This is a genomic window from Absiella sp. AM09-50, from assembly GCF_003433845.1.
GTDB classification, from domain to species: Bacteria; Bacillota_I; Bacilli_A; order Erysipelotrichales; family Erysipelotrichaceae; genus Hoskinsella; species Hoskinsella hominis.
Genome location: NZ_QVFI01000004.1, coordinates 51,973 through 72,875 on the forward strand (window position 1 = coordinate 51,973; position 20,903 = coordinate 72,875).

General features: G+C 35.8%; 16 protein-coding genes. All 16 read right to left on the reverse strand.

Annotation, left to right across the window (positions count from 1 at the left end):
• Positions 1-8 precede the first annotated feature (8 nt).
• Positions 9-443 carry a YaiI/YqxD family protein gene (locus DW114_RS05260; RefSeq protein WP_117452740.1) on the reverse strand — a complete coding sequence of 145 codons (435 nt, stop codon included), beginning with the start codon at positions 441-443 and terminating at the stop codon, positions 9-11.
• A complete protein-coding gene (gene ilvA, locus DW114_RS05265) occupies positions 436-1,635 on the reverse strand; it encodes a threonine ammonia-lyase (RefSeq protein WP_117452741.1) in 1,200 nt (399 codons plus the stop codon). Before ilvA ends, DW114_RS05260 begins: the two co-directional genes overlap by 8 nt.
• Before the next feature lie 159 nt (positions 1,636-1,794).
• Positions 1,795-2,862, reverse strand: coding sequence for a hypothetical protein (locus DW114_RS05270; protein WP_117452742.1), 1,068 nt, complete (start codon positions 2,860-2,862; stop codon positions 1,795-1,797).
• 56 nt (positions 2,863-2,918) lie between these two features.
• Positions 2,919-4,616, reverse strand: coding sequence for a hypothetical protein (locus tag DW114_RS05275; protein ID WP_117452743.1), 1,698 nt, complete (start codon positions 4,614-4,616; stop codon positions 2,919-2,921).
• Positions 4,617-4,876: 260 nt separating this feature from the next.
• The gene (locus DW114_RS05280) at positions 4,877-6,568 is read right to left on the reverse strand and encodes a proline--tRNA ligase (RefSeq protein ID WP_117452744.1); all 1,692 of its coding nucleotides are present in this window, start codon (positions 6,566-6,568) and stop codon (positions 4,877-4,879) included.
• A 46-nt stretch (positions 6,569-6,614) separates the two neighbouring features.
• Positions 6,615-7,841, reverse strand: a complete 1,227-nt coding sequence (locus tag DW114_RS05285) for a peptidase U32 family protein (RefSeq protein WP_117452745.1) — start codon at positions 7,839-7,841, stop codon at positions 6,615-6,617.
• A gap of 1 nt (position 7,842) precedes the next feature.
• Complete coding sequence (locus tag DW114_RS05290; RefSeq protein WP_117452746.1) at positions 7,843-8,742, reverse strand: peptidase U32 family protein; 900 nt, start codon at positions 8,740-8,742, stop codon at positions 7,843-7,845.
• Between the two features lie 106 nt (positions 8,743-8,848).
• Positions 8,849-9,265, reverse strand: a complete 417-nt coding sequence (locus tag DW114_RS05295; protein ID WP_117452747.1) for a hypothetical protein — start codon at positions 9,263-9,265, stop codon at positions 8,849-8,851.
• Positions 9,266-9,274: 9 nt separating this feature from the next.
• Positions 9,275-9,727, reverse strand: coding sequence for a helix-turn-helix domain-containing protein (locus DW114_RS05300; RefSeq protein WP_158552169.1), 453 nt, complete (start codon positions 9,725-9,727; stop codon positions 9,275-9,277).
• Between the two features lie 4 nt (positions 9,728-9,731).
• Positions 9,732-10,082: a hypothetical protein gene (locus DW114_RS05305; RefSeq protein WP_147322611.1), complete on the reverse strand. Its 351-nt coding sequence runs from the start codon at positions 10,080-10,082 to the stop codon at positions 9,732-9,734.
• A gap of 155 nt (positions 10,083-10,237) precedes the next feature.
• On the reverse strand, positions 10,238-10,438 hold the full coding sequence (locus DW114_RS05310; RefSeq protein WP_117452750.1) for a hypothetical protein: 201 nt from the start codon (positions 10,436-10,438) through the stop codon (positions 10,238-10,240).
• A gap of 7 nt (positions 10,439-10,445) precedes the next feature.
• Entirely contained in the window at positions 10,446-11,762 is a 1,317-nt protein-coding gene (locus tag DW114_RS05315; protein ID WP_233509528.1) for an HAD-IIB family hydrolase, read from the reverse strand.
• A gap of 69 nt (positions 11,763-11,831) precedes the next feature.
• Entirely contained in the window at positions 11,832-14,438 is a 2,607-nt protein-coding gene (locus DW114_RS05320; RefSeq protein ID WP_117452751.1) for a cation-translocating P-type ATPase, read from the reverse strand.
• Between the two features lie 238 nt (positions 14,439-14,676).
• Positions 14,677-16,311: a putative manganese-dependent inorganic diphosphatase gene (locus tag DW114_RS05325; RefSeq protein ID WP_117452752.1), complete on the reverse strand. Its 1,635-nt coding sequence runs from the start codon at positions 16,309-16,311 to the stop codon at positions 14,677-14,679.
• Between the two features lie 113 nt (positions 16,312-16,424).
• Positions 16,425-17,165, reverse strand: coding sequence for an N-acetylmuramoyl-L-alanine amidase family protein (locus tag DW114_RS05330; protein ID WP_233509529.1), 741 nt, complete (start codon positions 17,163-17,165; stop codon positions 16,425-16,427).
• Between the two features lie 90 nt (positions 17,166-17,255).
• Positions 17,256-20,762: a pyruvate:ferredoxin (flavodoxin) oxidoreductase gene (nifJ, locus tag DW114_RS05335; protein ID WP_117452754.1), complete on the reverse strand. Its 3,507-nt coding sequence runs from the start codon at positions 20,760-20,762 to the stop codon at positions 17,256-17,258.
• Positions 20,763-20,903 lie beyond the last annotated feature (141 nt).

The window sequence follows — 20,903 nt, forward strand, 5'->3', positions numbered from 1 at the left end:
ATTACCTCTTACATGGATGACAATACATCCTCTAACAGTTCACAAAATGCTTCATCTTCTTTGTGTGTCCGTTTTTTCGCATGTGCATAATGTCCATGCTTTCGCTGGTGATAGGATTGATGACGCTGTGCCAGCAGGTTGTCAATATTGTCTTTGGTATAGGCAAATCCCATTTGTGACAAGACGATAGCACCTTTTGCCAGTGCTAATGCCGCAAGTCCATAATCCTGAGTAATTATGATATCATTGTTTTCTGTATTTCGCAAGAGTGTAAAATCCGCAACATCTTTTCCCTTATCCACCACGATTACCTTAACATCATCATAAGAAAAGAAATGAGAGGTGTCACATACAATGACCACCTCTGTTTCATACGCTCTCGCAATTTCAATTGTTTCTTCTACGACCGGACATCCATCTCCATCAATCAATATTTTAGGCATGATCGATTAAATGTGGTGTATAGCCATTAATTTCCAGAATATCCATGACCTGCTGGATATGTGCCTGATTATTTGTTTCAATCACAAGTCCTACACGGCATTTATTAAATAAGATACCATTTTGGATACGGTTATGATTGACAGATATGATATTGGCACCTGTCTGGGAAATCAGTTCAATCATTCTTGACAAGTTACCTGGTTTATCTACAACATCCATGTTGATCACTGCTTTTCTTCCAGTCTTAATCAAACCTAGATCAATGATTTTGCTTAACAGATTAACATCAATATTTCCACCACTTAATACACATACGACTTTATGGTTTTCTAAATCAACTTTATGGAACATTGCCGCTGCTACACTGGTTGCGCCTGCACCTTCCGCTACCATCTTCATTTTTTCAAGCAATACAAGAATTGCGGCTGCGATTTCTTCTTCATTTACCGTAACGACTTCATCTACATATTGTTTACAGATTTCATAAGTCAATGTACCTGGTGTTTTCACTGCGATACCATCCGCAATCGTATTCACACTGTCCAGCTGAATAATTTTTCCTTCTTCAAGCGAACGTTTCATACTTGGTGCATTTTCTGATTGTACACCAATCACTTTACAGCTTGGTTTAATGCTTTTAATTGCCGTCGCAATACCACTGATCAATCCACCACCGCCAATTGGCACAATGACAGTATCTACATCCAGCATTTTTTCCAGAATTTCTAATCCAATGGTCCCCTGTCCTGCGATGACATCTTCATCATTGAATGGTTCAATAAAAACGGCACCAGTAATTTCCTGTAGATTCTTTGCATATTCATATGCATCATTGAAAGTATCTCCCTGTAATTCTACATTCACGCCATAACTTCTAGTTGCTTCAATTTTAGATAATGGGGCAGTTTTTGGCATAACGATGGTTCCCTTGATTCCCATTTTCATACAAGAATAAGCAACTCCCTGTGCATGATTTCCTGCACTTGCGGCAATGACACCCTTCTTTTTTTCTTCTTCACTTAGATTAGAAAGTTTAAAGTATGCGCCACGTAACTTAAAAGCTCCTGTTCCCTGCAGATTTTCTGATTTGATATAAAGATTTTCATGAATCTTTCCAGCGTGTACAATTGGTGTTTTACTAATGATTGGCTCCAAAACTTCTTTTGCCTTTTGAATACGATCTAATTTCATGTTTGATTTCCTCCCAAAACTAACTAACTTCATTGTACACCGTTTTCATTTACTTGAAAAGATACTTTTTCTACTTTTTGAATACAAATTTATATTTTTGTATACATTTCGTGAACATCTATTTTCCAATCATGAATTCTTACATAATAACAGAATACTTTATATATTATCGCAAAGTATTTGATATAAATCATCATCGATATTATCATATTGGATGATATATTCTAAGAAGATTTTTTGTATTTCTTCATTCACATTTTTGCTTAGGATTTCAATTAATTCCGCATGATAGATATGAAAAAAATCATCAAATAAATAACACTTCACATATGGTAAAAGACGTTGATCTGCATCCGCATAAAGCCTCAATGCTATGCTATAGATATCATATGACTTTATTTCTTTTACATTCTGATTGATTGTTGCATCCGCAATCTGCTGGGCTGTTTTTAAATCGATATCCTCGATATGAATGGCATCGATTACTGTCATATACTTTTTACAATTCTGTACGATATCCTGATCCCATTTCCTTGATTGTATGCTATCGGTTTTATGTGGAAGGGGGGTACGCATATGCGTTGTCCTTACAGGAACAATGACAGCCGTTTTTAACTTTCTTCCACATTTCGCTGCTGCACAGGCTTTATGATGTCCATCCAAAAGCACACATCCAAATCCACCGATATAATAAGCAATAGCATACGCTTCTGAATGCTTCTCATAATATTCCATCTGTCTTGGATTATATCGTTTCACACTTTGTGACGGATATAAAAATAATGGTCTTCCTTCTATATATTTCATATCATCAAAAGTACAGCTTGCTGATGCATAACCAGCCTCACTATTCCAGAAGAATGAATGATCACCTTTTGTAGGAATACATTCACATAACATTAAGCGATATTCTCCATTCATCAATGATTGAAATAATGGCTGTAGTTTATGAAATGCATCCTGTAAAGATGTATAAGTTGTGTCCCATGTATACGGCAATACTTCATCATCCTGTAATCCACATCGTAAAAATGCTTCATGTGTTGAAATGAAATAACATTCATCCTCAAGCTCAACTAATGGTTTGTTTCCAGCACATAGTTGTATATATTGATGTTCATCTTCATCATAATAGACCTCATAAAGAAATCCACTTCCATTATTTACCTGAAATGAAAGCACCTCAGTATGATAAGCAGGATCAAAATATATATCTTTGATTTCCATATTATCACATCCTTTCTATTAACAAAAGACTATCCTTATGGATAGCCTTGTTTTCATTAATCTTTTTCGATGAAGTTTAATAATTCTTTTGCGGCAACATTGATACCTTCACGGTTTTCTTTATCCAGACCTAAGTGTGTATAAATTTCACCTACGAAGATACCATTTTTCTGCATTGCGTCAAACATCTCATGAATCAATGGTTCACAGATTTCTTCCTGCTGCATTGGTCCAAATGGGTTTGCAAAGTAAGTTGTGGAAATACCAACCTCCTGTGTTGTTCCCTTTGCCATACGTTTTCCTTCTTTACATGTTGCGATAGCATCTGCCATATCATCAAAACGGTGTAAACCATTCTTATCATCATAGTTGTTTGCATATGCGAACAAGTCAATACGGTGATTTGTCGCAACGATTTCATAAGGAGCTGCTGGTGTGATAACACGGGCATTGTTGCTTGATTCAGGGTTCATGAAGATAGAACGGTCCATATCACGATAAGGAGTACCTGGATCCAAGTCATCCAAACGGATGAATGCACCAATTTCAGTACCCTGTCCAAATGGAACACCATCTTCTAAGTGAATAGTTCCCATATCATCAAATACAACAACGATATCCTTAATGATATCTTTACCAACATTCTTCAATGCTTCAATAGATTCAGACTTACCTGCGCCAGAATCACCCATTAGCATGATATTCTTGCGTTTACCATTCTTCAATGTGATTTCTACGAAAGCACCATGGATTGGCAGCCAGCCCTTCTGCATTTTTCTTACATTGTGCAATGTCAATGACATTTTCTTCAGATATCCAAAGTATTCAACACGCTCATTATAGCTAACGCATCCTACCCATACATCTTCTTCTTTATCATAGTGGAATGTAGTCTGGTCTTTTCCATCTTCATTACCAAACAATACGATCATATCTGGTTTCTTTGAACATTCATCTTCATTTGCTAATTCAAACAAGTTTGCAAGTGATACTGCTGAAGAAATGAAATCACGGTGGAAATAGATAAATGCCAGCAATGTTCCAATTTTACATGGATAACAGAACCATTCATCTGGTGTTCCTGTGAATTCTTCAATTGGGTTTGTATCAATTTCTTCAAACATACCTGTACGTTTATTTGATTTTGGGTGTAACAGCATAGGTGTACGCAACATAACTGAATTGATAAATTCAATATCCTTCAGCTTATCATATTTTGCTGATAGCTTTGTTTTGTTTTTACGTACAGAAATTGCTGCATTGGTACCTGATTGTAACTGACGGTATACTTTATTTTTTCTACCCATGATCTGTTCTTCAATAGAACGATACAGGCTTAGAATCAATAAGTTGAAACTAGAGTCCGCAGATACAAAGCTCATATCCTGTAATGCATTACCTTCCCCAACGCTGATCACAGCGAACCTTTGGTGTTTCTTCCAGAAGTTATACATTTCTTCTACGAATTCCAATAATCTTTTCTTATCATTTAAATATTGTGATTCAATTTCATCCACCTTAAATACTCGCATCATACGGAACAGTCTTAAGATTTCGGTAGTCGCTTCTCTCGGTGTTTTACCGTTTAATGCAAAATAGTATAAATCTTCGTGTGTGTCTTTTAAATAGTCAATATAATTATGAACATAGTTGCTGAAGGTAGTGGAATTTAATAACATATCTCCATTTTGTGCATACCCTGCACTATAGTTCACGATTGCTAAGTCATTTGTTAAATACAATGTTTCCTTCATAAATCTACTCCTTTCACTCTCTTTTTTGTCCTTTATCATAAGGTGAAATAACCCTATCGTCATATATTATACAATAAAAAGAAAAAGAAAGAAAGACATTTTTGTAATATTTTCATTTTATGTAAAAATTTTCACTAGAGTCATTTGTAATACCGTTTACATTACTATGAAAATGGTGTTTTTTATGATTTTTGTTTTCAAAATTTTCATAACTATTTCATAACTATAAAGAAAACCAGCGGAATAATTTCCGCTGATTCTTATTTTACTAAAGCTGTTACTTTTTCTACGATTGCATCTAATGCTACTTCTTCATTCGCATCTGCTGTTCTTGCGCGGAATTCAACTTTTCCTTCTTTGATTCCTCTACCAACCGTAATACGATAAGGGATACCGACAAGTTCCATATCTTTGAATTTTACTCCTGGACGTTCATTACGATCATCCAATACCACATCTACACCCTGTGCTTTTAAAGTATCATATAATTCATTTGCGATACGTACCTGTTCTTCATCTTTCATAGATACGATGACGATTGCCACAACATATGGCGCAACATTTACTGGCCAGATAATTCCCTGTTCATCGTTGTGCTGTTCAACGATACTTGCCATACAACGTTCTAATCCAAAGCCATAACATCCCATTTCTACTGGATGTAATTTATTTTCTTTATCCAGATATTCCAAGCCAAGTGCTTTTGCATATTTCGTACCTAGTTTAAAGGTATTTCCTACTTCAATTCCTTTACAGAATTTTAGTGGTTTTCCACAGTTTGGACAAATATCACCTTCGTGTACCTGTGCGATATCCGCAATCGTTTCAACTGTGAAATCTTTTAGGTTAACATTTGCGATGTGGTGGTCTGTTTTGTTTGCGCCAACGATAAAGTTTTTCATTTTCGCAACTTCACGATCCATAATGATTGGACATTCTAATCCAACAGGACCTGCAAAACCAACCTTTGCATGTGTAACACGTTCTACTTCATCAAAGCTTGCTAGTTCAATTTCATTTGCCTTCAACAGTTTTAATACTTTTGTTTCATTTAATTCACGGTTTCCCTTTAACAGGAATGCATATGTTTTACCATCTACAGAATAGATTAGTGTTTTCACAAAATCATCAGCTGTACGGTTAAAGAAAGCAGCTACTTCATCAATCGTTTTCGCATTTGGTGTTTCTACGACCTCCATGGCTTTTTCTTCTTCATTGCTTTCCATTGCTGTATCAACAACTTCTGTAATTTCTAAATTACTTGAAAAATCACAAGCATCACATGTCACAACAACATCTTCACCAATTTCTGTAATGGCCTGGAATTCTTCACTTAGACTTCCTCCCATTGCACCAGTATCCGCTTTTACAATTTTATATTCCAGATCACAGCGTTCCATAATATTTTTATATGCATTAAACATTTTCATATAAGATTCATGTAATCCTGCTTCATCAATATCAAAGGAATAAGCATCCTTCATAATAAATTCACGTACACGGATCAATCCATAACGAGGTCTTGTTTCATCACGGAATTTGGTTTGAATCTGATATAGATTATATGGGAAATCTTTATAAGATTTTCCTTTCATCATCGCTGCCATCGTGAATAATTCTTCATGTGTTGGTCCTAATACATAGTTTTTCTGATAACGGTCTTTTAGCGCAAACATATTAGATCCAAATGCTGCTCTACGACCGCTTTTTTCATAAATTTCTTCTGGAATCAGCGCAGGCATTAATAATTCCTGTGCCCCTGCATGATCCATTTCTTCACGTACAATTTCTTCAATCTTCTTTAATACTCGTTTCCCCATTGGCATGATCATATAAATTCCACTACTGCTTTTTTTGATCATTCCTGCTCTAACCAGCAGATTTCCACTGGTACTGTCTTCATCTTTTGCATTTTCTCTTATCGTATAAAAGAAACTATTACTTAATTTCATGTAATCTCTCCTCACAATCTTTTTTATTTTAACACGTTTTTCATGCTTAATAAATATCTGAACGATCTTTTTTCATGACTTTCCGTATCATAGCATCTTTTTCCATTGGCAGCTTTGATTTCATTTTTAATATCTGCATAGGTTTATTCGCAACTTCCACAAGATTACCATCAACATCATATAAATCCTCGATCATAAATTTTGTCATTGGGATATGCGGTCCAAATACTTCAGCTTCCATATGCGGCAAAAAATGATTACGAACTTCCAAGGTAGCAATTTGTTCTTTTTCATCATAATCTAGCACGTAAGCAATGTATTCCTGTGTGACACCTGCACCATTGATACCATATAAATGATCCTGTGGCTTTGGCTGTCCCAAATAGAATCCTATCGCGGTCGGTCGGTTTTCCGCCTTGGATAATTCTTCATAATAATATTGTAAACGTGCTTCACTTAAACATCCTTTTTCATATACTTCATCAATCAGCATGCGATATGTCTTAATCAGTGTCGCAATGTAATAAGCACTTTTCATTCTTCCTTCGATTTTTAAACTGGCGATTCCTGCTTCTATCAAATCAGGGATAAACCGTGCTGCCATCAAATCTTTGCTGGACATGGAAAATAAGTCATGATCATCATGTAACTGACGCTCACCATCATATAAACGATATTTCCAGCGACAGCTTTGTGCACAACCTCCACGATTGGCATCTCTTCCTGTCATATGATTGCTTAATACACATCTGCCTGAATAAGATATACACATTCCTCCATGAATAAATACTTCTAATGGTACTTTGGCATGTTTGGCTGTTTCTTTTATTTGATCAAGTGTCAGCTCTCTTGCTAATACCACACGATCCATTCCTTTATCTTTCCAATAATTTGCGGCTGAGGAATTGGTAGAGGAATGCTGGGTACTCACATGTACCTCCAGTTTAGGTGCATATTGCTTGGCACATTTCATAATGGCAGGAGATGCAGCAATGATTGCAGTAACACCGATTCGTTCTAATTCCATCAGATATTCTTTTAATCCATGCATATCTTCTTCATGAGGCAGCATATTGACTGTCACATGAATGTGCGCACCATGGGCTTTCGCAAATTTTACACCTTCTGCAATATCTTCAATAGAAAAATTACTTGCACGGGAACGTAATGAAAACTGTTTTCCTCCCAGATAAATAGCGTCTGCGCCATATAATACCGCAATCTTTAAACGTTCTAAATCACCTGCTGGTGCCAACAATTCAATTTTCTTCACGCTATTCACCTACCTTCACTTTACTTGTTTTGGTATAATAAAAACCACTTGTGACATGATCTTCTTTATATTTTTCACGATACATTTCATCGATTTGTTTTGCGTCTTTTCCATCCAGAATTTCATGGTATAAACGTAATGCTTCACATACATAATCAATATTATGAAAAATTCCATCAATACGCATATGGCGAACACCTGCATCCACAAAATCTTTTATTTCCATAAAGCTTGCCAGTGTATAGCCACTAAATACATGTGTACCAAATTCGTCTTCCATAATCGGCATATGCTCATCACGGGTTTCTTCCATAATAAATAACGAACGTTTTCCTTTGATATCTTCTTCTCTGCCAATAAATTTCAAATAATTAGAAATCAGATTTCGCTTACTATGCATCATATTGACACGACCATGTATGATGATTTCAATATCGCCTTTTACCTGATGGGCAATTTCACAAACTTCATCTTTTGTGATTTCTTTAGAAATACTAACCATGGAAATACCTTCATCTAAATAGAATTGTACATCCGCATGATTGGTAATCAAAGTATCTGGATTATAAATCAGTTTATCTTTCATATCCAGTAGATCCGCTTCATATAAAACACATTCATCACCATAGTAGATACCATCTACTTCTATGACTTTTAATTCTTTTAAGAATTCACGAAGCTTAGGCAGTTCTTCTTCTGTAAAAAAACGATTCACCATGACTAACATCGCTAATCCCAGATTCTCACATTGTTTTTTCACACACGGCAGTGCTTCTCTTTCAAAATAGCCAGCACCACGTACAGAAAAAAACGGTGTTGAAATGACAACACTACCTGCACCTGCTTCTTTTAATTTATGTAAGTCCTCCATTTCAAATGGAGTTGCGATAAAATCTAACATATCATCACCTATTTTCTATTTGCTTTCCTATTATAAACTATTTCTATCTAAATGGGTAGTAAAATTATTTCCTAAAAAATAAAAAGCGTCTATTTGACGCAATCTATCATTTATCAACTGATAATACAATTGTCTTGTCTAGAGTTATTGTCCGGCAGTTTATAATTGGCAATACTACAGCAGTTCCTGAATCAATGGTAATAGACGTAATATTAGATCGAATGAATGGGATAACAAATGATACAAAAACAGAAATATAATCATTAATATTTTTATCTCGTTTTATATCTTCCATCGTTTCCTCATCTTGAATTTTATATCCAGCTATATAATGGAATTCATTGTTCTTTGAATTTTCATAATCTAATTCTATTACAATACTTAAAGAAAAGACACATTCTTCTTCATCATATCCATAAGAAGATATACTAATTCTTATCTCTTGTAAGTCTTCTATCTGGTTTTTTTGAAAATTAATTTTTTCTAAATGAAATCCTAAAAATAAATAAGGCTGATTTTCCATTTTTTCCTCCTATATATAGCAAGATGTAGAAGCATCTTGTTGAGATTGACTTTTTTCTTTATATAACATCTGATTAATTTCTATACAATCATTATTTTTTACAAACTTTGTATTTGTTTCTTTTTTTATTTTCTTTCTAGTAGGAATCACTTTTATTTTATAATCGTTTTGTAACTGGCAATATTCATCATTTCTTTCAAATACATAAAATTCGTCTAATAACCAATCATATTTATTTAAAAGATAAAGTAATCGACTAGCTGTCCCTTTAATGGGATTTACTCCTTGTTCCCATTTTTCTATTGTTTTTTCACTTACACCTAATATTTTTGCAAGCAAGCGTTGTGAAACATTTCTTTTTTGTCGCAATTTTTTTAAAAATGTTGGTGTTACAATTTTTTCAATATCTTTAATCTTTGTTTCGTAACCAGGTTTACGAAATGCATCGTTCCAATTAAACATTTTATTACCTCCTTTGCGCCACAGCATCTTCTACCATTTTTTTAACTAGCTTTTTTTCTTTCTCTGTTAAATCTAATTTTGGCTTTCTACCTGAAGTTTTATGATACAAATGAAATCTATACGCGTTAGAAGTTCCTATATGTCTATATTCATCTTTATATCTCATTTTATACACACTAATTGGAGGAATTGAAGTTACTTTATTCCCTTTTATTGGATTTGAATTGATATCAAAAGAAAGATCTTTTAAAATTTTAACAAACTCATAAGACGTCATATTCACATTTTTTAAGTCTTTTTCTAAATCAAAGCCATATTCCTTTTTAAAATCTTTTATAAGTGCTTTCCATTCCAATGGATTGATTACTCTCCTATTGATATCGCCATCCCCCTTCATCAATGTATATACCCTATTTAATAGGGTATATACATTTTAACAAAACCTGCATCTTATTGCAAGCTAAATCATTAAATATACAATTAACAATCTAAAAAGTGCCCTAATGGCACTTAATCATTTCTGTTGTGGCTTTGACACGTACGATTTGAGAAGGCGTTAAGTTGCTTATGTTCACATGGCATAGATCCTGCAGAAGAAACATGTCCAGCGCCATAGTAGTTTTCAATTTCTCTTGCGATATGCTCTTTACATTCAAAGCATAAGCATCCCTGTGTAGTTTCCTTACTCAGTTCGATCACTTCATTTTTCATGATCCTTTTATCCTTTCAGCTTCTTATAAAACAATTGTGCAATCTTTTGAACAACTCCATCATCATTATTGCTAGGAATGATACTTGCATGGGCAAGAATTTCTTTTTTGGCATTTTGTACCGCAAAACTTTGGGTTGCTGACCCCATCAATGGTAAATCTTCCAAATCATCCCCGAATACATATACTTTTTCAAAATGATATTGTTTCATGATATCATCCACTGCCTGTTTTTTTCCAGCATCCTTGCTGTAGATTTCCATACTGGAATATCCTTGATGAAGTTCATCTGCTTTGATTACGATATGTAACTCATAGAAACAAGGCAATTTTTTTATTTCATCATATAATGTATGGATCTGCGCTGTTTTATGAATCGCATGAATATAAATGGCATGATGTTGTTCAGGAAGCTTGCTATATACATAGGTTTTATATGGTGTTTTACGCATAGCATGATAATAGTCTTCTTCTACAGGATTTTGGAAATCTCCATAATACACATGCAGCATATGATGAATAATCGTATGTACAAAACAATTCATATGTTGTTGCTTAAATACTTCCATTAAGGAATGGTATGTTTCAAATGGTATTTCTTTACAATGGTTATATTCTTGTTTTTTCATATCGAAGGTCGCCGCACCATTCATCGTAATGATGGGCAAAGTGAAAGGGATTCCCTGTAATTTATGTAGAAACATCGATGGTGTTTCACAGGTCGCAATTGTAATATTGGCACCTTGTTCCAAAAGCTGTTTTAATTTCACCTTTGTATAAGCTGATAATTCCTGATCATCATTCAATAATGTATGATTGAGATCACTTACAAACAAGATATCTTTATTTCTGGCAGTACCCAGGTGTAATGTATTTAACGCAAGTGCCACAAAAATACCAATCAGGGTATCAATGATACGATTAAAGGCAAACAGATATGGATTGATATCCATACCATGAGATACTGTAACACTCATAAATACAACACAGGAAATATAAGAAGCGGTTGTCATTTTTAACAGCACCGTACTATAAATAATTGGTATGATCATCAAAGATATAATTGCATAACGAAGCCATAAAGCATCATTAGGAAAAAAACTTTTTTCAACCAATAGCACCAGCATTCCACAAAACCCGCCAAGCAAGGTTCCTTTTACACGATTGATAGCGACTCTTTTACTATTGGTCACATCCTGTTGTATACATAATACCGCTGCGATACAGGAATAAAAGACGATACCTTCTGAGCGAAACAGCGATATCAAAAAGCATATAGCGACTGCACAACTTGATTTTATAATGCGCATTCCAATTTTCGGCATAGGCATTTCTCCTTTTTTCCACCATTATAAATGTTTCGAAAAAAAAAGTAAATAAGAAGAAAAATCTTCTTATTTACCTAAATGTAAATCTTTTGTGGTTTTATATGCCTGAATTAACAAGGTTGGAAGAAATGCCAGACCATAAATTGTAAGTAATTGTTCCAAAGAAATTGTCGTAACAGAGAATAATGAATGAAGTGCCGGCAACATCAGAATAGCTGTTAAGAATATAAATCCAACACCAAATGCCATGACTGAATATTTATTACTCATAAGTTTCAGGCGATATATGGATCGTTTACTACGACAGTTAAAGCCATGAAATAAACGAGCAAGACACAAAGTAGAGAAAGCCATGGTTGTGGCAATTTGCCAGCTGGTTTTCAATCCAATAAAATATGCAGCCATCGTCACAACAGCAATCATGATTCCCTGAACACCCAGCTGTTTTATTGTATCTTTTGTCAGAATTCCTTCTTTTGGATCTCTTGGTTTTTCTTTCAATACATCTTTTGTAGAGCGCTCCATACCAATCGCAATCGCTGGAAGGGAATCTGTCACTAAATTGATAAATAATAAATGAACAGGCAAGAATGGTACAGGCAGTCCTAATAAAGATGCCGCAAGAACACATATGATACCAGATAAATTACCACTTAACAGATAAATAATCGCATTTTTGATATTTGCGTAAATATTTCTACCTGTAGCCACAGCTTTTATGATGGTCGCAAAGTTATCATCCGTTAAAATCATGCTGGCAGCATCTTTACTGACTTCAGTTCCTGTAATCCCCATTGCGATTCCAATATCTGATTGTTTCAAAGCAGGTGCATCATTGACACCATCCCCTGTCATTGCGACAATATTGCCTTTTTTCTGCCATGCTTTCACAATACGAATCTTATGTTCGGGCGCAACTCTTGCATATACACGAATGTTTTCTAATTGTTCATCCAATTCATCATCCGCCATTGCATCTAATTCCATACCTTCCAAACAGATATCGCCATCATGATAAATACCAATGGAACGGGCAATACTTCTTGCGGTTACTTTATGATCTCCTGTGATCATGATTGGAATGATACCTGCACGTTGACAATTTTCAACGGCATCTTTACTTTCCACCCTTGGTGGATCCATCAAAGATACCAGACCGATAAATATCAATTCTTCTTCATCCTCCATACCGATCGTCTTTTTGTCTACATATCGATAAGCAAATCCTAACACACGTAAACCATCTTCCGCAAATGCTTCATTGCGTTGTAAGATTATGTCTTTATCTTCTTGTGTGATATCATGAATGCCATCATCTAACTGTATCTTATGACAACGTTTCAATATCTCATCACAGGCTCCCTTTAATAGTAAAACAGGTTTTTGATCGATTATCTGTAACGTGGACATCAATTTACGTTGTGAATCAAATGGATTTTCATCGATACGCATATATTTCTCTCTTGTCGCCAGCTCATCAATATGATAAGTTTCCAACAAATCAATTAATGCTAGTTCTGTAGGATCCCCAATTCTTTGATCATTGGTTGTCTGGGCATCTGTACATAAAGCAAATCCTAACAGCATCATACGATCTATTGGTTTTGTTTCTTGAAGTGTAGATGCATTAATCAATTCATGATTTCGATAGATCTGCTGGGCAGTCATTTTATTTTGTGTCAATGTTCCTGTCTTATCACTACAAATGACGCTGACACATCCCAGACTTTCTACAGAATTGATATTTTTAATAATTGCATTTTCTTTCGCCATTTGTGATGTTCCCATAGCAAGTACGATGGTCACAATACTGGCAAGTGCTTCTGGAATTGCCGCAACTGCCAATGCCACCGCAAACATTAAGGAATCCATCACAGGATCACCCTGCCATACATTTAAGCCAAATACAACAATACAAATACAGATGATTCCAATACTTAACTTTTTACTAAAATCATCTAGTGTCAATTGTAATGGCGTGCGTCGTTCTTTGGTTTCGTTCATCAAAGAGGCGATTTTACCAATTTGGGTATCCATTCCAATCGCTGTGACCATACAGACAGCTCGTCCGTATGTAACAAGTCCACTGGAAAACACCATATTTTTTTGATCACCGATACCACATTCTGAATCAATGACCGCTACATCTTTTTCTACGCTTTCTACTTCACCTGTCAAAGCACTTTCATTGACCTGTAGTGTATAGTTTTCAATAATTCTGGCATCTGCGCCTACCACATCTCCAGCTTCCAGCAACATGATATCCCCTATCGTTAATTCTTTACTGGATATCTCCATGGTTTTACCACCACGTATAACTCTTGTATGCGGTGTAGACAACTGTTTTAAACTGTTCAATGAATTCTGTGCTTTAATGCTTTGTACCGTACCTAATATCGCATTCATTGTGATTACCACTAAAATAACAATCGTACTTTCTACTTCACCGGATACCATAGAAATAATAGCAGCGATAATCAGAATAATTACTAATAAATCTTTAAATTGTGATAAAAACACCATAAATGCACTTTTGGGTTTTGTTTCCTCTAATTCATTATAGCCATAGGTTTCTATACGTTTTGTCGCTTCACTTTCTTCTATACCCTGTCGATTTGAATTCGTCGAGGACAATGTTTCCTCCACACTTTTCTGATAAAACTTATCCTGCATAAACATCTTCCTTTCTCTGCAAGTCTTTTCTATAGTTTTACCAGTTTTCCAAAATAAAAACGAGACTATAGAAAAGCTTTCTATAAGTCTCGTCATTTCAGGTTCTGACCAGAATTTTCATTCGGGTTTGTTGACCAGAGCCACACATTGTGCTGACTACTCCCTTATTGGTTCATATGATACCAAATCTTTGTCCCTCTGTAAACAATATTTCTAAAATTAACATATTCTTAACATTTCATCCTTCCTTCAATAACTTGGATAAAGTAGGAATAATTTGCTTTTTACGCGAAACAATACCATCTACAAAATATAAATCATCCATGATATCTTCCTTAAATGCTTCATCCACAACTTTCTTTAAATTTCCAACAAATAACAAGTTGCTGCCACTTCCATCTACAGAAGTAAAACACATCATCAAAATATCAAATTTATTAATCGTATTGATTGTTTCCATATAGGATAACATTTCTTCACGTATATCCCTTAATTCTTCCTCATCTGCGATATTGATTTGCCCTATCGCAATACGCTTTCCATCAATATTGTATTCTTTAAAATCATTATATAAGATTTCAGAAGTTGAACGTCCCTTTAATGTAGCGACCGCCCCAAACATTTCTGCGGCCATATCATCCAAATCAAGCCCAGCAATCTTAGATAATTCTTTGGCAATTTCACGATCTTGATGGGTCGATGTTGGGGAATGAAAATTCATGGTATCAGAAATGATTGCACAGCATAGTAAAGAAGCAATCGTCTTACAAGGTGTGATGCCATGCTCCTTATACATTTTTGCGATAATTGTACAGGTACTGCCAATGATTTCATTTCGAAAATGCACAGGCGTTGTTGTTTCTACATCCCCAATACGATGATGATCCACAACTTCCAATACTTCCCCATCTTCTAAATAATCAATACTCTGGCTTGTTTCATTGTGATCTACTAGAATAAATTTCTTTTTCGCATAATTCAATAAATGATAACGTGCAATTGAACCAATGACTTCTCCCTGATTATTCAAAACTGGATAAGAACGATAACGGCTTTGTGACATTTGATGATACGCATCATCAATATAGGCATGATCATTAAATGCTACGATTTTTCGGCTCATTATCAATTCCACACTTGGACAACGGTAGATTCTTCTTGCGACTTTAAACATATCCAGCTTTGTTTTAATGATAGTACAATGATATTCTTTCGCAAGTTTCATAATACTTTGTGATATGATATCCACACCAACCAGTATCAAACATGCAGCGCCATCTGAAATAATTCGTTTCTGTAGTTGTAAATCATCACTTAATACCACGATCGCATCTTTATAATTATCATCACTATATACACTTTGATGATTCGTCACAATATACACATTTCCATTAGGACGATATCGTTCATCTTGATGAACGAATTCTCCATCTAATACCCGACAGATATTTTCTACTGGCGTTTCTTTCATCAACGTACGATTCATTTCACTGTTTTCATTATATAAAACTTTCGCAATATCAGATAAAGATACCACACCTATCAGCTTCTGCTCATGATCTACAACGTATAATACCTTAGATTTACGCGCAGACATACGGCTCCATGCATCTTTGATCGTATGATCCTTTTGAATCAATAACGGTTCATCAAATGCTACTTCATACAATTTTACTTTCGCGTTCTGTAAATAAACTGGTTCTTCCACCTTAAATTTTTTTAAAATATAATCCGTTTCTGTATTTACTTCACCAATTCTTGCCGCTATTGCATTAACTCCCAACTCCTGTTTTAACTTAGCATAGGCAAGGGAAGCAACAATCGAATCTGTATCTGGATTTTTATGCCCTATGATATATATTTGTTCCTTCATACTCGTCCCTCTTTCTTATTACTTTTATTGTATCGTATCTGAAGAAAAAGTTCTATAGTAAAAAGTAAGCATTTACATTTTTTCGTAAAAAGAAAACATCTCCTGTGAGATGTCTATGGTTCATTCTGCTTTATGTAGTTGTAAATACCCTGAGCAATCTTATCTGCCAATGCCTGTTGACTTGCTTCATTTGTTAAATATGCACGATCATTTTCATTTTCCAAAAAGCCAGTTTCTATCAAAATAGCAGGTAATTGATTATCCTGCAATACTTGAAGCGGCGCAAGATCTTGGTCTTTGATTCCCCTGTTTTGTGTATATTGTAACTGCTCCATCTGTCCCATTACCTGTTTTGATAATTCAAAAACATTAGTATCTTTAATTTTACCCCAGATTTCAAAGCCATTTACACTGCTACCTAGTTCACTTGCATTGGTATGTATGGACACAAATACTTTCGCATGGGATGTATTGGATATTTCTACACGTCTAGTTAAATCTGCGACTTCATCTGCTGGCCAGCTAACTTCATCACTTGTTCTTGTATACGCAACCTTGATGCCTTTATTTTCCAGCGCTGTACCAATCTTCTTTGTTAAAGCAAGTGTTACATTTTTTTCATATATATCGCCAAAATTACTTCCGCTGTCATATCCACCATGTCCGGCATCCAATACTACCTGGGGATCTTCTATTATGAGTGATGTAATCGAACGTGTAATCGGATTATCTGGAAATACTTTAGCGCACAAGATCAATAAAACAAGTACGACAATCAATTCTAAACAAAGAATCATCAATAGTTTCATTGGATCTCTATGTTTCTTTTTTCTCTTTTTTGCCAATCTTCTCACTCCTAAACGAAAGTATTATACCATAATTTTACACATAATTGTGACAAGAAAAAAAAACAGGACCACCGAAGTGGTCCTTATATTTTAAGATTACATGCTTTCTTTAGCGATTGCTAATAATCTCTTGTGACGTTTCATAGCGTCTTTCTTAGTCTTCTCGAACATTTCGTAAGCTGTTTCACCTTTTACTTTTGGTAACTGGCTATAACGAGTTTCTGTCATCATGAAGTCTAACATCTTATCGTAATCTGGTTCTTTAGAATCGATTGTCAAAGGCTGTTCTTTTCTTGGGTCATAACGATATAGATCGAAGTATCCACATTCAACAGCTTTTGCCTGTGTTCTCTGGTGGTTAGCTAATCCACCCTTGATACCGTGTTCAGCACAAGGAGAGTAAGCTAAGATCAAAGATGGTCCATCGTAGCTTTCAGCTTCTTTCAATGCTTTTAAAGTCTGAGCTTTATTAGCACCCATAGAAACAGAAGCAACATATACATGTCCATAAGCCATAGCAATCTGTCCTAAGTCTTTCTTAGCTGTTGTTTTACCACCAGCAGCGAACTTAGCGATAGAAGCAGCCTGGCTTGATTTAGATGACTGACCACCTGTGTTAGAGTAAACTTCAGTATCTAATACTAATACGTTTACATTCAGGTCGTTAGCTAATACGTGGTCTAATCCGCCGTAACCGATGTCATAAGCCCATCCGTCACCACCGACGATCCAGATTGATTTACTAATCAAATCAACGTCAGCTAATTCTTTAACAGCTTCGATGTCTGATTTAGCAGCCAATTCTTTGATTGTTGGAGCAACTTCTCTTTCAGCTTCACGATCACCGTGAACTTCGATATATTTAGCGAATGCTTCTTTCAATGCAGGTTCAACATTTTCCATGTTGTCTTCCATTGCTTTCAGGATTCTAGCTTCTTTGTAGTTCTGAGATAATGCCATACCATAACCGAATTCAGCATTGTCTTCGAATAATGAGTTAGCCCAAGCAACACCTTCACCATTAGCATCATTTACGAATGGAGTTGATGGAGTTGATGAACAGTAAATCATTGAACATCCAGTAGCGTTAGCAACTAACATATCTCTACCGAATAACTGAGATACTAATTTGTAGTATGGAGTTTCACCACATCCTGGACAAGATCCAGATACTTCAAAGTAAGGCATTAAGAACTGAGAACCCTTAACAGTATCTGTTGGGAAGAATTCAGTCTTATATTCTGTGTGTTTGAATAGGTAATCTGCAAGAGGTTCCTGATCAAGTTTTTCGTTGATATCAACCATTTCAAGAGCTTTGTTACCAGCTTTACCTGGACATTCAACAGCACATAATCCACAACCTACACAGTTTGCAGGAGATACCTGGATACGGTACTGCATGTTTTCAACACCTTTACCCATAGCAGCGATTGTCTTGAATTCCATTGGTGCATTCTTAACTTCTTCTTCAGTTAATAAGAATGGACGAATTGTAGCATGTGGACAAACGAAACTACAGATACCACACTGGATACAGTTTTCTGGGTGCCATGTAGGTACCTGAACTGCGATTGTACGTTTTTCTTCGAAAGCAACATTATTACGGATAGAACCATCTAATAAGAAGTCACCTGTAAATGCGCTTACTGGCATATCATATCCTTCCAAACCATTAATAGCAGCAACATGGTTATCGAAGTATTCATCACCAGTTAATTTACGAGCTGAATCGTAAGTTAATTCTGCCCAAGATGGATCAACAGCGATTTCAACGATACCGTCTTTACCAGCATCGATTGCTTTGTAGTTCAACTGAACAACTGCATCACCCTTCTTAGAGTAAGATTTCTTAGCAGCAGCTTTCATCAAATCAACAGCTGTAGCATAAGGCATGATCTGTTCGTTCAATGCGAAGAATGCAGACTGCAGAATTGTGTTAGTTCTACGTCCCATACCGATTTCCTGAGCGATCTTAGTAGCGTTGATAATATAGAATTTAGCGTGTTTCTTAGCTAACTGTGCTTTCATACGGTTAGGCATGTGTTCAACGATTTCTTCTTTAGAGAATGTAGTATTTAATAAGAAAGTACCACCTTCTTTGATGTCTTTTACCATGTCATATTTGAACATGTAAGCATCTAATGAACAAGAAATGAAGTCTGCGTTACCGATGTAGTAAGTAGAACGGATTGGTGAGTTACCGAAACGTAAGTGAGAACGTGTAACTCCACCAGCTTTTTTAGAGTCATATGCAAAGTAAGCCTGAGCATACTGATCAGTGTTGTCACCGATGATCTTAACAGTTGATTTGTTAGCAGATACGGTACCATCTGAACCAAGTCCCCAGAACAAGCAAGAAGTGTAGTCAGCAGGAACTGTGAAGTTCTTGTCAGCTTCTAAGCTTAAGTGAGTAACATCATCATTGATTCCGATTGTGAAGCTGTTCTTCATTTCATCTTTCTTCAATTCATCAAATACGGCTTTGATGTGGTAAGGCTGAGTATCTTTAGATCCCATACCATAACGTCCACCGATGATTTCGATGTCTTTATCTTTTAATGCAGCAAGTACATCCAAGTATAATGGTTCTCCCATTGCACCTGTTTCTTTTGTACGGTCTAATACAGCAATCTTCTTAACTGTTTCAGGCAATACAGCTGTTAAATATTTAACAGAGAATGGACGATACAAGTGAACCTTGATCATACCAACTTTTTCGCCAGCAGCTGTTAATGCATCGATAGTTTCTTTTGCAGCTTCTGTTACAGAACCCATAGCAACGATAACACGTTCAGCGTCAGCAGCACCATAATAAGTAAATGGAGCGTATTCACGACCAGTGATTTCACTGATTTTCTTCATATAATCAGCAACGATGTCAGGAATAGCATCAAAGTGTGTATTTCTAGCTTCTACACCCTGGAAGAAGATATCATCGTTTTCTGCACCACCACGAGTAACTGGGTTTGTGTGTGGGTTTAATGCATTCTTACGGAATTTTGCTAAAGCTTCTTTGTCAATCATGTCTTTGAATACTTCTGTATCCATAACTTCGATTTTCTGAATTTCGTGAGATGTACGGAATCCGTCAAAGAAGTGAATAAATGGAACGCTTCCTTTGATTGCAGCCAAATGAGCAACACCAGCCAGGTCCATTGCTTCCTGTACTGAGTGAGATGCAAGCATACATGCGCCAGTCTGACGGCATGCGTAAACGTCTTCGTGATCACCAAAGATGTTCAATGCTCTTGTTGCAAGTGCACGTGCAGCGACGTGGATAACACCTGGTAAACATTCACCAACCATCTTGTAGATGTTTGGAATCATCAGTAATAAACCCTGAGATGCAGTGAATGTTGTAGCTAATGTACCAGCCTGTAAAGCACCGTGTACAGCTCCAGCAGCTCCACCTTCTGATTGCAGTTCAGCGACTTTTACAACGCTGTCAAAAATATTCTTGCGACCCTGCGTAGCCCACTGGTCAACAACTTCAGCCATAGGTGAAGATGGTGTGATTGGGTAAATCGCAGAAAGTTCGGTAAATGCGTAGGCACAATGTGCAGCAGCAGTGTTACCGTCCATTGACATAAATTTCTTAGTCATTTGTTTTCCTCCTTGCATAATTTTTACTCCCCTATTATAAAACGAAATTGTTTATTTTACTAGGGATTTTGTTATATTTTTCACATTAAATCTTACGTTTTAATCTCAAACGCGTAAAATTGTAAATATTAACCAATATAT

Excerpts from the sequence above, each read along its gene's own strand:
- DW114_RS05260 (WP_117452740.1), bottom strand. The coding sequence starts at position 443 with ATGCCTAAAATATTGATTGATGGAGATGGATGTCCGGTCGTAGAAGAA.
- ilvA (WP_117452741.1), bottom strand. The coding sequence starts at position 1,635 with ATGAAATTAGATCGTATTCAAAAGGCAAAAGAAGTTTTGGAGCCAATC.
- DW114_RS05270 (WP_117452742.1), bottom strand. The coding sequence starts at position 2,862 with ATGGAAATCAAAGATATATATTTTGATCCTGCTTATCATACTGAGGTG.
- DW114_RS05275 (WP_117452743.1), bottom strand. The coding sequence starts at position 4,616 with ATGAAGGAAACATTGTATTTAACAAATGACTTAGCAATCGTGAACTAT.
- DW114_RS05280 (WP_117452744.1), bottom strand. The coding sequence starts at position 6,568 with ATGAAATTAAGTAATAGTTTCTTTTATACGATAAGAGAAAATGCAAAA.
- DW114_RS05290 (WP_117452746.1), bottom strand. The coding sequence starts at position 8,742 with ATGTTAGATTTTATCGCAACTCCATTTGAAATGGAGGACTTACATAAA.
- DW114_RS05295 (WP_117452747.1), bottom strand. The coding sequence starts at position 9,265 with ATGGAAAATCAGCCTTATTTATTTTTAGGATTTCATTTAGAAAAAATT.
- DW114_RS05300 (WP_158552169.1), bottom strand. The coding sequence starts at position 9,727 with ATGTTTAATTGGAACGATGCATTTCGTAAACCTGGTTACGAAACAAAG.
- DW114_RS05310 (WP_117452750.1), bottom strand. The coding sequence starts at position 10,438 with ATGAAAAATGAAGTGATCGAACTGAGTAAGGAAACTACACAGGGATGC.
- DW114_RS05315 (WP_233509528.1), bottom strand. The coding sequence starts at position 11,762 with ATGCCGAAAATTGGAATGCGCATTATAAAATCAAGTTGTGCAGTCGCT.
- DW114_RS05320 (WP_117452751.1), bottom strand. The coding sequence starts at position 14,438 with ATGCAGGATAAGTTTTATCAGAAAAGTGTGGAGGAAACATTGTCCTCG.
- DW114_RS05325 (WP_117452752.1), bottom strand. The coding sequence starts at position 16,311 with ATGAAGGAACAAATATATATCATAGGGCATAAAAATCCAGATACAGAT.
- nifJ (WP_117452754.1), bottom strand. The coding sequence starts at position 20,762 with ATGACTAAGAAATTTATGTCAATGGACGGTAACACTGCTGCTGCACAT.